This is a genomic window from Spiroplasma endosymbiont of Stenodema calcarata (assembly GCF_964031205.1).
Lineage (GTDB): Bacteria > Bacillota_I > Bacilli_A > Mycoplasmatales > Mycoplasmataceae > Spiroplasma.
In genome coordinates, this window is record NZ_OZ035018.1 from 323,801 (window position 1) to 339,750 (window position 15,950).

The following is a 15,950-nucleotide window of genomic DNA, read 5'->3' on the forward strand; positions in this document are numbered from 1 at the left end:
AAGATGCTACAAGAATTTGAGATTTTTTTTAAAAGAAATAACTTAATTCTTTTTGATATCTTTAATATTCTAAAAAATAAAAATATAATGCAAATTAATAATGTTATTTACTAGTTGGAAGTCTTTACAAACTAGTTTTTTTATGCAATTTTAAAAATGAAGGGAAAACAATTAAAATGGAAGAAAACAAAGTTATTGGGTCTAATAATGATATTAAATTATTATTAGGACCGCATGATCGACCAAAAAATGCTTTACAATGATCAATTTTATCATTGCAACATGTTTTTGCCATGTTTGGATCAACCGTCCTCGTGCCATTGATTATTAATCAAACAGCAGGTGTTGAGGTAATGAATATTTCAATGGCCTTATTTTGTTCGGGAGTTGGAACATTAATTTATATTGCGATGACTGCCGCTAAAGTTCCAATGTATTTAGGTAGTTCATTTGCATATATGGGAGCAATGGGAAGCTGTTATCCGCTTTATGGAAATGCTGTTTTTATTGCAATTATGATGGTTGGAGTTATTTATATTGCATTTGGAGTTCTAGTATATTTTATTGGCAATAAATTTCTAGAACGTTTACTACCAGCAGTTATTGTCGGACCATTAATTATTATTATTGGAATGTCTGTGGCGCCAAGTGCAATTAACAATGCTGGATTTAATCCAACTGCTTGGAAAGAAAGTTATTCTCATTGAATTGGGATTGCTATCGCGATCTTTACTTTTTTAGTAACAGCGATTATTGCTTTGAAATGTAAAGGATTTATCAAAGTGGTCCCCGTTATTATTGGCGTTGTTGCGGGTTATTTATTATGTGTTATTTTACATTTTGCAATTGGGACTGAATATCATATTTTAGATACATCAAAAATTGTTGATCCAAGTCAATGACAATGGTATCCTTCTTTTAAAAAGATTTGAGATTTAAAAGCAACTAATATTGGCCCAGCAATTCTTGCTATTAGTCCGTTAGCAATTATTGCAATTGCGGAACATATTGGTGATCATATTAGTATGGGTCAAATGACTGGGAAAAATTTTGTAAAGGATCCGGGAATGCACCGTACATTAGTTGCCGATGGAGTTTCAATTATTTTTGATGGATTAATTGGAGGACCAGCTAATACAACATATGGTGAAAATGCATCCGTTGTTGGAATGACAAGAATCGCCTCAGTATGAGTAACAGGTTTAGCAGCGCTTTTTGCAATAGCATTGTCTTTTATTGCCCCTGTCAATCAATTAGTGCAAATGTTACCAGGACCAGTAATGGGAGGGATAAGTATGATTATGTTTGGGTTAATTGCAACTAATGGTATCCGAGTTTTAATTAATAATCAGATTGATTATACTAATATGAAAAATGTTTTTGTTACATCAATTATGTTAGTGTTAGGTTTAGGTGGCGCAATTTTTAATTTTAATATTGGAAGTGGGAATTTGCAATTTACCGGAGTTGCCTTGGCTGCTTTTGTTGGTATTTTCTTAAATTTACTTTTACCGGATCATCAAAATAATGGTTTTCTGTGATGAACAAAAATTAAGCTAATTATTAATCGGGAAAAAGATCACCCAAAAAGTGAAAACAACAAAATCAAACAAAGTAAAACCAGTTCGAAAAAAGGGCAGATAAGTAAAAATAATCGTAAAAAATCATCAGAATAAAAAAAGCAATTTTATTGCTTTTTTTAATTCCTTTTTAAAGGACTAATCTCTAAATTAGTTATTTTTAATAATATTTTGAATTCAATCGCTAAAAGCGCCAACAGCGGTAAAAACAGCGGGTAATGGTGCTGTTCAATCATAAGGACCGTGACTAACGATTCCTGCTGTTACTCAATGATTATTAAATTTTTGGATGACAGGACCACCACTATCACCAAGAGTAACATTTACTCTTTTGCCAGTAATTGTTCCGCCCAAGAAATCAAAGTTTGGATTAAAGTTGGTAACTTGATATTTTGGATTTTTGGCAATTGCTGGATCTTGAATTGGGATTATAGCTTTTTTCATATGTGTTGGTCAAATTGCTTTCCCTTCGGCGTTAACACCATTAATTCCGAATCCTGTTACAACGGCATTTTGACCTGGTTGAGGGATTTGCGTTTTATTAGCAACTTGAATTGGTTTAATATCAGTTATAGGATGATTTAATTTGACTAAGGCAATATCTTTTGACATGTCAATCTTAGTTCCTCCATAAACAAAATATTGATTGGCATAAACCGTTTCTGGTTGATAAGGTGTTATTTTATCATATACACCAAAGCTAATTTGCATTGTTTGGCGGCCAAATTGGAAATTAGTCGCAACATGAGCAGCTGTTAAAACTCAGTTGGGGGCAATCAAAACACCACCACCAACACCAGTGTTTGTAATTGGTGCTCCTTTGAGATTAATTAAACCATATCATGGAAATTCGCCATTTTTAACATCAACACCATTGGTTACTTCAAGATTAATATTTTTATCATTGATAAGATTTGTACTAATAATACTTGTGCTAGTCATTGCGAGACTAGTAAAAAGAGCAAGTATTTTTTTCATAGTTTCATCTTCCTTCTTCATTTATTGGTTTTGGTCTGAGAATGGTTAATTCTCACTTATTTTACAACCACCGATATTATATTCCTAATTAGACGCAAAAAAATTGTTTAATATTTTTTAATCATAAGAATTATTTTCCTAATTTTATTATTTATAAATGATTTTAATAAATTTAGTTGCAAATCATTAGCTTTTATAGAATAATTAGTAAGGAATAATTTGCCTCAGTAGTAGGTTAAATTTTAAGGAAGTGAAACTAAGTGCTATTTTTGAAAAAACTAGATGCTTTTGGATTTAAATCATTTGCAGACCCGCTAACTGTTAATTTTGATCATGAAATGATTGGGATTGTTGGCCCTAATGGTAGTGGAAAATCAAATATTAATGATGCAATTCGTTGATGTTTAGGAGAACAATCAATTAAATCACTTCGAGGAAATAATAGTGAAGATGTCATTTTTAATGGTTCTGAAACAAAACCGGTTTTAAATATGGCGGAAGTTAAACTAACTTTTGATAATACAAATCGAATTTTTGCCATGGATTATGATGCGATTGAAATTGTTCGTCGTGTTTTTCGCGGGACAGGAGAAAATGAATATTTTATTAATAAGCAACGTGTTCGGTTAAAAGATATTCAAGATTTTGCGATGGATAGTGGTTTAACAAAATCATCATTAGCTATTATTTCACAAGGAAATATTAATGCTTTTGCTGAGGCCAAACCCTTAGAACGACGTGCTTTATTTGAAGAAGCCGCAGGTGTAGCCAAATATAAACGACGAAAATTAGAATCATTAAAGAAATTAGAACGTTCGAATGAAAATTTAGCACGATTAAAAGATATTTTAAATGAAATTGAACGAAAATTGCCAAGTTTAAAACGGCAAAGTCAAAAAGCTTTAAAATATGTTACTTTAAAAGATAAATTAAATGAAATTGAATTAGCAGTATTAGTCAAAGATATTACGTTTTTTAATGATAAATTGTTTGAATTACGCGAACAACAAAAAACAATTGTAGGGACAAAACAAGAAGCGGATCGCGAATTAAAAAATAAAGAAATTGAATATAATGAATTAAATAAAGAAAATTTTAATTTAGATACAAAAATTAATGTTTTAAGTAAAGATTTTCAGAATTTAGTTTCAGAAATTAGTGATTTAAAAGTCCATAAAATTGAATTAGATAATAAAGAAGTTGCCTTAAAAATGTCACATAATGATATTACGATTACTAATATGATTGGGGATTATAATGAATTAACTTCTCATCTGCAAAATGAACAAGAAAAATTAGCAAGTTTAGAGAGTCATCAACTTGAATATCGTCAGCAGCGCAATAAATTTAATGGAATTCAAGCAAAGTTAAATGAAGAATTAGGGGCAATTAATAAGACAATTACTCGTTTGGAAAGTGATTTAGAACGAGCACAACATAAGTTTGAAAATCAAGATAATTTGCATCAAGGGGTTAAAAATATTGTTAATAATAAGAATGTTTTACCGGGCATCATTGGATTAGTCCAAGAAGTAATTAATGTTGATGATAAGTACGAACAAGCCATTGCTATCGCTTTAACAGGACGTTTACAAGATATTTTAGTTAAAAATGTGGATAGTGCAAAACGAGCAATTTTATATTTAAAACAAAATCGGGCTGGACGAGCAACTTTTATTCCATTAGATATTATTACACCGCGTTATCTTAGCAGTGATGAAGAATTTGTAATTAAATCAGTGCCTGGATATTTAGGATTAGGAAATAATTTAGTTAAAACAAGTAAAGAATATCGAGTGGCAATTGATTATTTATTAAGTCGTTACATTATTTGTAATGATTTTGATAGTGCGCAAGAAGTTGGAAAATTAACAAAATATCGTTATAACATTGTTACTTTAGATGGTGAAGTAATTCGCCCCCAAGGTGCGGTGTCAGGAGGAACACGTCATACTAAAATGACAATTGTTAATCCTGAAAAAGAAATTAAAGAAATTAATGACAAATTAGATCTTAAAAATAATGTTCAACAAGGAATTATTAAAGAATTAAATACAATTCGTCACCAATTAGATGAAATTAATGAAATTATTGCGGAAAATCAAGCCTCTATTGGAGCAGCAAAACGGCAAATTGAAATTACTAAACACGATCAAATGAAGTTACAAAATGAATATCATTTATTAACTGCAAAAAACATTGATGAAACAAAAGTAGAAGAAAATCAAGAAGTTCTGAATATTGTTGATAAAATTAGACAAAAAGAATTTTTAAAAACAAAGTTAGAACAACAGTTAAATGTTGCTCGTAGTTTAAAAGATAAACAATCATTGAACATTAATGAACTTAATAACTATATTTCGGAAAAACGTTATTATGTTTCTGCTTTACAAGACCAAATTAGCAAAATTAATGCTGATTTATCAATTATTAATGTCAAAATTCAACAAAATGTAACACGATTAACAGAAGAATATCAAATGACATATGATCATGCACGAACATTAGAATTAAAAGTAATTGATAATGAAAATACAATTCGTGATGAAATTAAGCAATTACGAAGTGATTTAACCCAAATCGGTAGTGTCAATTTAGAAGCAATTGATGAGTATAAGGAAGAATATGATCGTTTTCATTTTATGAATAATGAGTATAATGACGTATATAACTCAGTTAAAAATTTATTAAAGTCAATTGATGAAATGGACAGTATTATGGAAGCCCAGTTTGATAAAACAATTAAAGAAGTCAATAAGAATTTACCATCAACTTTTGAAGTTTTATTTGGTGGTGGTTCCGCAAAAATTATTTATACTGAGCCAGAAAATTTGTTAGAAACTGGGGTTGATATTAAAGTATCCCCACCAGGGAAGAATATTACTAATTTAAATTTATTATCTGGGGGCGAAAAGTCCTTAGTTGCACTCTCTGTTTTATTTGCAATTTTAAAAGTTCGACCAATTCCGTTGGTTATTTTAGATGAAGCAGAAGCGCCATTGGATCCAGCTAATGTTGAACGATTTGCAAAGTATATTCGTTCTTTTGTTGGCACAACACAATTTATTGTTGTTACTCATCGGGTTGGGACAATGGAAAATTGTGATGTATTATATGGGGCAACAATGCAGCAAAAGGGAGTAACCAAGATTGTTGGAATTAAATTGCAGCAAGCAGCAGAAATGATTAAAGACTTTGATAATAAAAAATCATAAGATGTTTTATGATTTTTTATTTTTTTTGATACAATTAATATAATTAAATTAGAAAAGTTACAAACTTATTTACAGCGGGAGGAAACTTAACGAATGAAGCCAAACGAAGCTACTAAAGCTGGTTCAAAGAGAAAGTTCTTTAAAACTTTAGTAGGAGAGATTAGCAACCATAAAATGATTACTTTAATTGGTTTTGTTTTGGTATTAGTAATATCAATTGTTATTTGAACAATTGCTTTGGCTAGTAATGTTATTGTTGCTGGAGGAAGTACTTCTGTGGCACAAGTAATGGCTAATATTACTGAACAATATAAACGTGATAAAAAAGAAGATGTTTTATATAATTCATTAGGAAGTGCCGCGGCCTTAGTTGGAGTTAAAAATGGTAGTTATGCTTTTGGGTTCTTATCAAAAGATATTAATTCAACTCCAAGCGAAGGGGATAATAGGGTCAATGCTAAAGAATTATGAGGAGATCATCAAACATCTCGTTTTGTTTTTGCTCGTGATTATATTATTTTGTTTTATCATTTGCCAACTGGTTGTCAAATCAATCCTAAACAAAGTTCAATCCAATTTAAAAGTTTTAATGGTGGTGAAGGAACAGAATTAATTCGTAAAATTTATACTGACCCTAATTTTACTTGGCAACAAGCTTTTGGTTCACAATTAATTTGCAGTGGTAGCAGTGATAAGTTTTATACTATTACTCGTGAAGCAGGTAGTGGGACAAGAGATTTCTTTGAATCAGTAGTAATTAAAATGAAAAACTATGATACTAATCAGGTTGCTGCATCAAATGGGGCGATGTATCAAGCTGTTTCAACGACACCAGGTGCAATTGGTTTTATTTCCTTTTCATATATTAAAACAATTATTAATGATAATCGTTTAGGTTTAAACTCAATTGCCAGTGTAATCGATAAAAATACAAGTAATCCTGAATTACCATATCATATTATTGATAATAATTATGAATTTAACCCGAAATATTCTTTAACCCGTCCCTTTACTGGAATTATTAATTATCGTGGTTCACAATTTAATAAGGCTTTAGCTTTTATTGCATGAATGTTAGATCCACTGCCATATGCAAAAACGAAAAAATATCTTCGTAATGGTCAAGTTAATCCTTATTATGATTCAAATTTTAAATTAAGTGTTCATGATGCGGCATACTGATATATTGAAGAAGGCGAAGAACCGTTAACATTTGATGATATTTTCTTCCGGAAATATAATAATAATACAACTTTTGCAAAAAGTGGAATTGTAACAGAGTATGAACAAATCCCATGGAATTTTAATGAAGATTATAGTAGTATTTGAGATACAATTTTACAAAAATTTCCTGGTAAATATCAAGCATTTCATGACTATGAATATAATGGATTGGAGACATAAAAATGGCAAATAAAGAAATTAAAGAAGTTATAGTAGAAGAAAAAATCCCAACACGGGAAAAAATGCGAATGTGGCGGATACGGTTTGCCAATAATTTTCGTGGCCGAAAACAACTTACCGATTTTGGGTCTAAAATTATTATTTATACTTTTGCAATTTTAACAATTTTAATTTTATTAACTTTGGTAGGTTTTATTATTTATAAATCAATTTATTTCTTTGAAAATTATCCTGGTGGTTTTTGGGGCTTTTTATCATGTCAAACATGAAATGCCAATAATAGTCAATTCGGAATTTGGCGAATTGTTATTGCAACTTTTTTTGTTTTATTAATTGCCTTAGTTTTTGCCATTCCATTAACAATTTTTTCTTCATTATATATTTCGGAATATTTAAGTCCAAGACTTAAACATCGTGTTATTGGAATTATTCAATTATTAGCAGGGATTCCGTCTGTTGTCTTTGGATTGTTTGCATTAGCTATTTTAGGTCCGTTTTTTATGTTAATGGGAGCTCCATCGACATCAAACTTATTAGTAACATCAATTACTTTAGCATTTATGGGACTGCCAATTATGATTTCTTTATCAATAAATGCTTTAGAAAATGTCCCTGATTCATATCGTTTTGGATCATTAGCATTAGGACTAAGCAAGACCCATACTACTTATCGTATTGTTTTACGATCAGCATGGTTTAAAATTATTACAGCGATTATGATGGGAGTTGCCAGGATTATTGGTGAGACAATGGCCGTTATGATGATCGCAGGGAATGCCCCTGATGGTTTAAAAATTGATAATGGTTTTCTTAATTTTATTTTTTCCTCAATTGCAACATTAGCTTCCACAATTGGATTAGAAATGTTAGAAAATTCTGGACCAATGCATGAATCAGCGTTATATGCCATTGGATTAGTTTTATTTATAATTGTTTGTGTTATTAATATTTTTATTATTTCATCTCAGGCATTTAATAAACGTAAAAGAAATTATCATACTCGTAAATCAACAAAAAGTTTACGTTTAAGTAAATCATATAATGGAAATAAAATTAATAGATTATTTTATGAACGGATTGAAAAAACCCGGGCAATTAAAAAAATTAAAGATGGTTTGGGAATGTTCTTTTTAATTTCCTCAACAGTAATTGTCGTATCTTTTACTTTAATTATTTTAATTACTATTATTTGAAAAGGATTATTTGGAATGGTCTGGGGGGACTTAATCTCTACTTCAACTTTTGACAATGGGGCGGGGATTCTTTCAACATTTTTTATTACTTTGTTATTGGTTATTTGTTCAATGATATTTGCTGTACCATTAAGTTTAATGGTAGCAATTTATTTAAATGAATATGCGCGACCAACTAGTCTTTTTGCAAGAGCAGTACGTTTTACAATTGATGTTTTATCATCCACACCAAGTATTATTTATGGAACATTTGGTCTGGCATTCTTTATTGGTGTCTGTCGTTTGCCCCTATCTGTTTTAGCATCAGGATTAACATTAACAATTGTTATTTTGCCAATTATGATTCGTAGTATTGAAGAAGCTTTAGCAGGTGTTGAAGATTCAATGCGAAATGCTTCTCTGGCGTTAGGAGCCAATAAAACAGCAACAACTTTAAAGGTTGTTTTGCCAAATGCAATGCCAGGAATTGTAACAGCAATTATTTTAGCAATTGGGCGGGTAATTGGTGAATCAGCCCCAGTTTATTTAACATTAGGAACTGCTGTTCGTTTACCAATTGCTGGATTTATGTCACCGGGGGCAAGTATGACAACGCAAATTTTAATGTTATCAAAAGAAGGAGCAACGGCAGGGGCCATGCGAATTATGTTTGAATTAGCATTTGCAATTATGGTTTTAATTTGGTTATCAAATAGTTTAGCCCATATTTTAGGAAAGAAATTTGCTCCAAATTATGTTAAAATTGGATTTAAGCAGAAGTGAAAAATGCGAATTAATAGTTTTAAATTCTTTTTTTCAAAAGATAACTATCTTAGTCAAAAAGAAAATTTAAATAATTTTTGAAAGAAATTTACCCCTAAGAAAAAGCGAAAAGTAAAAGAGACAAAAGATAATAAGAAGGGAGAACAATAATGGATCCAAAAGTAATTATTAATAATCCAACATTTGATTCATCAGATAATAATCCGGATTTAATTGAAGTAAAAAATGTTGATTTTTTCTATAAAGCAAATAAACAAGCCCTTGTTAATATTTCAATGAAAATTAAAGAAAATACGGTAACTGCTTTTATTGGTTCATCAGGATCGGGAAAATCAACACTATTACGTTTATTTAATCGAATGAATGACGTTGAGCCAAAATCAGTTGTTAAGGGTCAAATTTTTATTAATGGAAAAAATATTTATAGTCCTGACATAGATATTGTTAAATTACGAACTGATATTGGGATGGTTTTTCAAAAACCTTCGCCATTTCCAATGTCAATTTATGACAATGTTGCATATGGGCCACGTAATCAAGGCATCCGTGATCGCAAATTGATTAATAGTATTGTTGTTGAAAGTTTAAAACGTGCGGCATTATGGGATGAAGTAAAAGATAATTTACGAGATTCTGCTTTTGCTTTATCAGGGGGACAGCAGCAACGATTGTGTATTGCTCGTGCCATTGCGATGAAACCAAAAATTTTGTTAATGGATGAACCAACAAGTGCTTTAGACCCCATCTCAACCTCTAAGATTGAAGAATTAATTACACAGTTAAAAAAAGATTTCACGATTATTTTAGTAACGCACCATATGCAACAAGCAGCGCGTGTTGCTGATTACACCGCTTTCTTTGCAAAAGGAAAATTAATTGAATATAATAAAACTAAGATTATTTTTTCACGTCCAGCAAATAAGAAAACTGAAGATTATATTACTGGTCGCTTTGAATAATAGCAGAAAGGAGAGCAACAATGAGTGTTAAAATTGAAAACGATTTAGCCCAAACTAAACAAATGATTATTGATATGATTGATATGACAAAAAATCAATATGATGAGATGCTTAAATGTTTAGAAGAAAATGATATTGAACTTGGACAGAATGTGATTTCTTCTGATGAAACAATCAATAAAATGCAAGAGGCTTTCATTGAAGTTTCATTATGAAAAATTGCAAAACAACAAATGGTAGCAAAAGACTTACGACGAGCAGTTGGTTTTATTTTTATCGTAAAAGAAGTTGAACGGATTGCGGATTATGCCAAAAGTATCTGCCGCTATTATCTTAAATATAAACCCTCAACAAAATTAATTAATTTCTTAAAAAAATTAGTTGCGAAAGTTATTGAAATGTTGACAGAAGTATCAAACATCTTTGAAGAAGAACGCATTGAATCAGCTTATAATATTTTGAAATATGATGCTGAATTAGATAAAATTTATAAAGTTGAAAATGATGCATTAATTGAAAAAATTAGAGAAGCAAAAACAAAAGAAGAAATTAAAGTTATTACATTAACAATGCAACAATTACGCTCAATTGAACGAGCTGGAACACATATTATTAATATTGCTGAAACTTTAATTTATATTATTGAAGGAAAAATCTATGACTTTGAATTACCAATTTAAAATAATCTTCGTTATGAAGATTATTTTTTATTTAATATTTGTTAAAAATAGTTTCTGATTTACTAGCAATTTATTATAAATATTATAAAATAAAATTGTTAAAAAGGTGGATTTTAAAGGAGAAATGATATGTCATATTTAGATAATTTAAACTTATGGAAAAGTGCTAAAAACTTAGATCCAAAATTAGCAGCGGAATTTCATCAGATGTCGGAATCTGAATTAATTGCTGCGTTTTCTAATGATTTAGAGTTTGGAACAGCGGGACTACGAGGGTTGCTTGGTCCGGGCACAGGAAAGATGAATTTATATACAATTAGAAGAGCTACCTTAGCATTTATGCAATATTTAAAGAAAATTTATTCGGAAACAGATTTAAAAACAAAAGGTGTTGTAATTGGACATGATAATCGACATTTTTCGACGCCATTTGCACAAGAAGTTGCCAATATTTTTGCTAGCAATAATATTAAAGCAATCTTATTTAGAAATAACGATTTACGCCCAACACCAGTCGTTTCATATACTATCCGTAAAATTAATGCTGTGGCAGGTGTTATTGTTACGGCTAGTCATAATTCTCGGGAATATAATGGGTACAAAATTTATGATCATAATGGCTGTCAGTTTTTACCAGTTGCTACTAATATTATCGGCGAAAATTATTTAAATATTAAGGCGGAGGTTTTTAATTTAATTTCAAAACCAGATCCGACTTTAATTACTTATGTTCCATCAGCAATTGAACAAAATTATGTTGATGATGTGAAAGCAATGCAATTTTATCCAAACAAACCACGTAATATTAAAATTGTTTTTTCTAATTTACATGGGACAAGTAAAGATTGAACCCCGCGGATTTTGGAAGAATGTGGTTATGAAGTTATTGTTGTTGAAGAACAATTACCTAATGATCCTGATTTTACGTTTGCTCCTAATCCAAATCCAGAATTGAGTGAATGTTATGATTTAGCATTAAAATATGCAAAACAGGTAAATGCTGATGTTATTATATTAAATGATCCTGATGCTGATCGATTAGGAATAGGTGTTAAGATTGCCGATAAAGAATATTATTTAATGACTGGTAACGAAACAGCTCCGGTTTTAATTGAATATTTATTTTCACATTATCAAAAGAACAAAACATTACCAAGAAACGGAGTAATGTATAATACCTTTGTGACAGGAAATTTATCAGATAAAGTTGCTGAAAGTTATGGGATTGAAGTTGTTAAAACATTAACTGGATTTAAATGAATTGGTGATCAGATGAGTAAAGAGGCTGCAAAAGGAAGACAATTCTTATTTGGTTTTGAAGAAGCATACGGTTATGTTTTAAAAGATATTACCCGTGATAAAGACGGAATCCAATCGTCATTAGTGTTAGCTGAGGCTTGTTGATATTATCATCAACAAGGCAAAACTTTATTTGATGTCTTAGTTGAGCAATATAATAAATTTGGATACTTTTATTGTAAAACAGTTAACTTGGTTCGGGATAGTATTGATGGAAAGACAATTATTAAAAATATGTTACAAAAGTTACGTCAAGAAGATATTTCTAGTTTGAATAAAATTAAATGTATTAAAAAAGAGGATTATCTTAGTGGTTTATATGAAATGCCAGGACAAGATTTATTAAAGTTTTATTTTGAAGATGGTAGTTGATTTGCTGTTCGGGCAAGTGGAACAGAACCTAAAATTAAATTTTATTTTGTTTGTGTTGATAAAACAGAGCATCAAGCAAAAGAAAAAATGCAAACAATGTATCAAGAATTGGAAACTAATTATTTAAATTCTTAAAAGTATGCTAAGATATATTTAGAAGTAGGGGGTTATTAAATGGCAAAAATTATATTTGAAGCTGATGATAATCGTAAAGGTATTATAGATAAGCTTTTTGTTAAAAATGAACAAAAGGTGCAAGCAGGGGATAAAATTGCTAATGTCATCACCCAAAATAAAGTATATGAAATAAAAACACCAGAAGCTGGTGAAGTGCAAAATCTTCTGGCTTATGAAAATAAAGTAATTAAAAGTGGCGATATTTTATTAGAAATAGTACCTTTGAAACCCATTCTTAATGAAGAAAATTATGATGCTAGACAAATTTATAATACTAGTTCTTTTGGTGTTTCATCAAAATATAATGCAAATAATATTCCTTCTGAGGATAGTAAAAAAACAGAAACTGAAATTTTTCGTGAAGAATTAATTGAAACATTGTTAGCTCGAGAAGTTGCGGGAGAAAACCCGACTAATGATTTTGAAAATACGATTGAATTAAATTGAAAAGTATCACTACCAAAACGGGACTGACAAAATATATTCCAAGATAATATTAATACAACTTCAATCCTGTTAAAAGATAAGGTTGAAAATGTTATGGAAAATATTCCAAATGAAAATAATCTTGAAACTTTGAAAAAGGATCTTGGTGAATTAAAAGATGATTTAGTAACAGTTAAAGATGATTTAGAAAAGATTAAAATTCATGATGAGTTAATTGAAGAACTTTCTGATTTGGAACAAGATTTAACTTTAATAGCCGAAAAACCGGAAAAACAACAAATCTATGATGAAGTATCAAATACAATGATTCATCGTATGTATAAGGATATTCAAAACACATTAAATCAAGAAAGTAACGAGCAAGAATTAATTTTGAATGATGATAATCCTCAAACAATTTATTTTGATGAAAATTTAATAGCAGAAGAGTTGGGAGAAGATAAGGCATTATCTGCTTCAAATATTGATGCGCTTAAAATTAGTTCAGATTCAAAACAAGATGTTTCTAATGGCACAAAAGCAACAGGAATAAATACAAATGATAATTTACAAAGAAAAGATGTTGAAAATGATGCTGGTTTAAAAGCCCATCCTAGTCATTCACATCCGATAGAAAATGCGACAGAATTAAAGCCCCATTATTCAGAACATCCGAAATCGCATTCTGATGAACATCATGACGATACTTCGCATGCGCCAATAGTAAAATCTCATTCTGATGATGTTACTCATCAGAAAGAACATGCTTCTAGTCATTCCGATGAGGGCAAAAATTTAGCATCACATGTTTCGCATTCAAAACCATCTGGACATTTGAAATCGGCTTTAAATGAAAGTACTTCTCCTCATCCTGATTCTGAGGAACATCCGAAATCGCATTCATTGGAACATGCCAAAACACATTCTGAGGCAGCAGGACATGCCAAAACGAAAGTAGTTAGGGATAGTGAGAAAAATTTACAAACTGATCATGTTAAGTTAAATCATTATGCAATTACCTGGGCAAAAGAAATTATGGAAAGTAGAAAAAATATTGCCCATAATTTTATTGATGTTGAAGTTGATGTTAGTGAGTTAGTTAGTTTATTATCAATTATGCGTGAAGCATATTTGTCAAATGAACTTGAATTAACATTATTGCCATTCTATATCAAAGCCGTTTACAATGGTTTAAAAAAATTCCCAATTTTAAATGCTTCTTTTATTAATAAGGAAAATGCGATTTTATTAAAATGATTTTATAATCTGGCTTTCAGTGTTGATCTTGATGCGGGTGTTAAAAGGCCTGTGTTATATAATTTGCAAGATGAATCAATTAAAGCAATTGCCGCAAAAGTAACGACATTAATGGAACAAACAATTAATGACAAATTAAATGAAAAAGATTATCGCGAAGCTTCATTTTCAATTATTAATTATGGAGAATATGGAATTACACGGGGTACTTTTACTATTCCAGAAGATAATGTTGCTGCAATTGCAATGGGAATTATTTTCAAAAAACCAGTTGTTGTTGAAAAAAATGATATTACAATTCGTGATATTATGGTTATTACCCTTGGTTATAATGAAGCTATAATTGATGTTAGTGAAGCAAGTAAATTTGTCCATTATGTTGCATATTTATTATCAAATCCAGGATTATTATTATAAAACAAAAAAGTGATGTTTTGTTTCATTACGCACTTTTTTATTTTTTAGAGGGGAAAGAAGAAAATGAATATTAAAGATTTAACAAAGGAGATTAATACTGTTGAATTAATGGTAATTGCGGATAAAGTAACCCAAGGAACTGCTTCAAATGGGAGTACTTATTTATCAATCACATTAAAAGATCGGACTGGAACAATTGAAGCTCGTTTATGAGATGCCCGGCCAACTGATATTGAGTGTTGAAATAAAGGAAATTTTTATAAAGTAAATATTAATATTATTGAATATCGAAAAGTACTGCAAGCAAAAATTAATAGTTATGATATCATCGACAATGATAATATTAACTTAGATGATTTTATTGAAGTGGCACCACTGGCACCTGATGTAATGTATGATGAAATTATGACAACAGTGCAGGAAATGCAAACAGTTGAATACCGTGAAATTATGACATTAATCTTAACAAAATATGGTGAGCAATTTAAAATTTGACCAGCCGCAGTTCGTAATCACCATGAAATTAAAGGGGGCCTAATTTGACATAGTTTAACAATGTTGAAAATGGCTAAAAGTGTTGTTGCTGTTTATTATGATCGATTAATTGATGCGGAACTTTTATATTGTGGTATTATTTTGCATGATTTAGGAAAAATTATTGAAATTACAAGTGGAGCAACAAATGATTTTTCATTAGAAGGAAAATTACTTGGTCATATTTCAATTATGGCAAATGAATTAAATCATATTGCTAAAAGTAATAATTTAAATTCTGAGAAAATTGTTTTATTAGAACATATGATTTTAGCTAGTCATGGACGGTTAGAATATGGGTCACCAGTTGAACCACACTTATTAGAAGCTGAAATCTTATCTTTTTTAGACAATTTAGATGCCCGAATTTATCGAATTGATAAAGAGATAACAAAAATATCGTTAAATGAACAAACTCAACGGTTGTTAGCGGTTGAAGGACGTTGATTTTTAAAACATTTTGAAAAATAATCGCTACGATAACCAAAAAATACCACAATTTTTGCGAAATTGTGGTATTTTTTTAAGTTTTCTGCTGTTTTTCTGCTGTTTTTCTTTTTTATTTTTTATGGCAGGTATATAATATAGTTACGGTATGATTTAATTTTCAGGAATAAGTGCCGCAGTTTATAAAAATAATTATGGCCATTTTTTAGTTAGTTATATCGAAAAAGACTAAAAATACTATAAGAACAGA

10 protein-coding genes are annotated in these 15,950 nt (G+C 30.0%); 9 read left to right on the top strand and 1 reads right to left on the bottom strand.

Annotated elements, in window-relative coordinates:
* The first annotated feature begins 176 nt into the window (after positions 1–176).
* Positions 177–1,676: a uracil-xanthine permease family protein gene (locus ACQH24_RS01795; RefSeq protein ID WP_425380337.1), complete on the top strand. Its 1,500-nt coding sequence runs from the start codon at positions 177–179 to the stop codon at positions 1,674–1,676.
* A gap of 54 nt (positions 1,677–1,730) precedes the next feature.
* On the opposite strand, the gene ACQH24_RS01800 is transcribed toward ACQH24_RS01795, so the two are convergent.
* Positions 1,731–2,558, bottom strand: a complete 828-nt coding sequence (locus ACQH24_RS01800) for a S1 family peptidase (RefSeq protein WP_425380338.1) — start codon at positions 2,556–2,558, stop codon at positions 1,731–1,733.
* Between the two features lie 260 nt (positions 2,559–2,818).
* On the opposite strand from ACQH24_RS01800, the gene ACQH24_RS01805 reads away from it, so the two are divergent.
* The 8 genes from ACQH24_RS01805 (at position 2,819) to ACQH24_RS01840 (ending at position 15,724) form a co-directional block, all read left to right on the top strand.
* Positions 2,819–5,773: a chromosome segregation protein SMC gene (locus tag ACQH24_RS01805; protein WP_425380339.1), complete on the top strand. Its 2,955-nt coding sequence runs from the start codon at positions 2,819–2,821 to the stop codon at positions 5,771–5,773.
* 93 nt (positions 5,774–5,866) lie between these two features.
* Positions 5,867–7,177 (top strand): phosphate ABC transporter substrate-binding protein, encoded by a 1,311-nt coding sequence (ptsS, locus tag ACQH24_RS01810; protein ID WP_425380340.1) that lies wholly within the window; start codon positions 5,867–5,869, stop codon positions 7,175–7,177.
* A gap of 2 nt (positions 7,178–7,179) precedes the next feature.
* Positions 7,180–9,282 carry a phosphate ABC transporter permease PstA gene (gene pstA, locus ACQH24_RS01815; RefSeq protein ID WP_425380341.1) on the top strand — a complete coding sequence of 701 codons (2,103 nt, stop codon included), beginning with the start codon at positions 7,180–7,182 and terminating at the stop codon, positions 9,280–9,282.
* Positions 9,282–10,091 (top strand): phosphate ABC transporter ATP-binding protein PstB, encoded by an 810-nt coding sequence (pstB, locus tag ACQH24_RS01820; RefSeq protein WP_425380342.1) that lies wholly within the window; start codon positions 9,282–9,284, stop codon positions 10,089–10,091. Before pstA ends, pstB begins: the two co-directional genes overlap by 1 nt.
* 20 nt (positions 10,092–10,111) lie before the next feature.
* Positions 10,112–10,771, top strand: a complete 660-nt coding sequence (gene phoU / locus ACQH24_RS01825; RefSeq protein WP_425380343.1) for a phosphate signaling complex protein PhoU — start codon at positions 10,112–10,114, stop codon at positions 10,769–10,771.
* Positions 10,772–10,900: 129 nt separating this feature from the next.
* Positions 10,901–12,577, top strand: a complete 1,677-nt coding sequence (locus ACQH24_RS01830; protein WP_425380344.1) for a phospho-sugar mutase — start codon at positions 10,901–10,903, stop codon at positions 12,575–12,577.
* A 39-nt stretch (positions 12,578–12,616) separates the two neighbouring features.
* Positions 12,617–14,719 carry a 2-oxo acid dehydrogenase subunit E2 gene (locus tag ACQH24_RS01835; protein ID WP_425380345.1) on the top strand — a complete coding sequence of 701 codons (2,103 nt, stop codon included), beginning with the start codon at positions 12,617–12,619 and terminating at the stop codon, positions 14,717–14,719.
* Positions 14,720–14,782: 63 nt separating this feature from the next.
* Positions 14,783–15,724, top strand: a complete 942-nt coding sequence (locus tag ACQH24_RS01840; RefSeq protein ID WP_425380346.1) for a 3'-5' exoribonuclease YhaM family protein — start codon at positions 14,783–14,785, stop codon at positions 15,722–15,724.
* Positions 15,725–15,950: the final 226 nt, after the last annotated feature.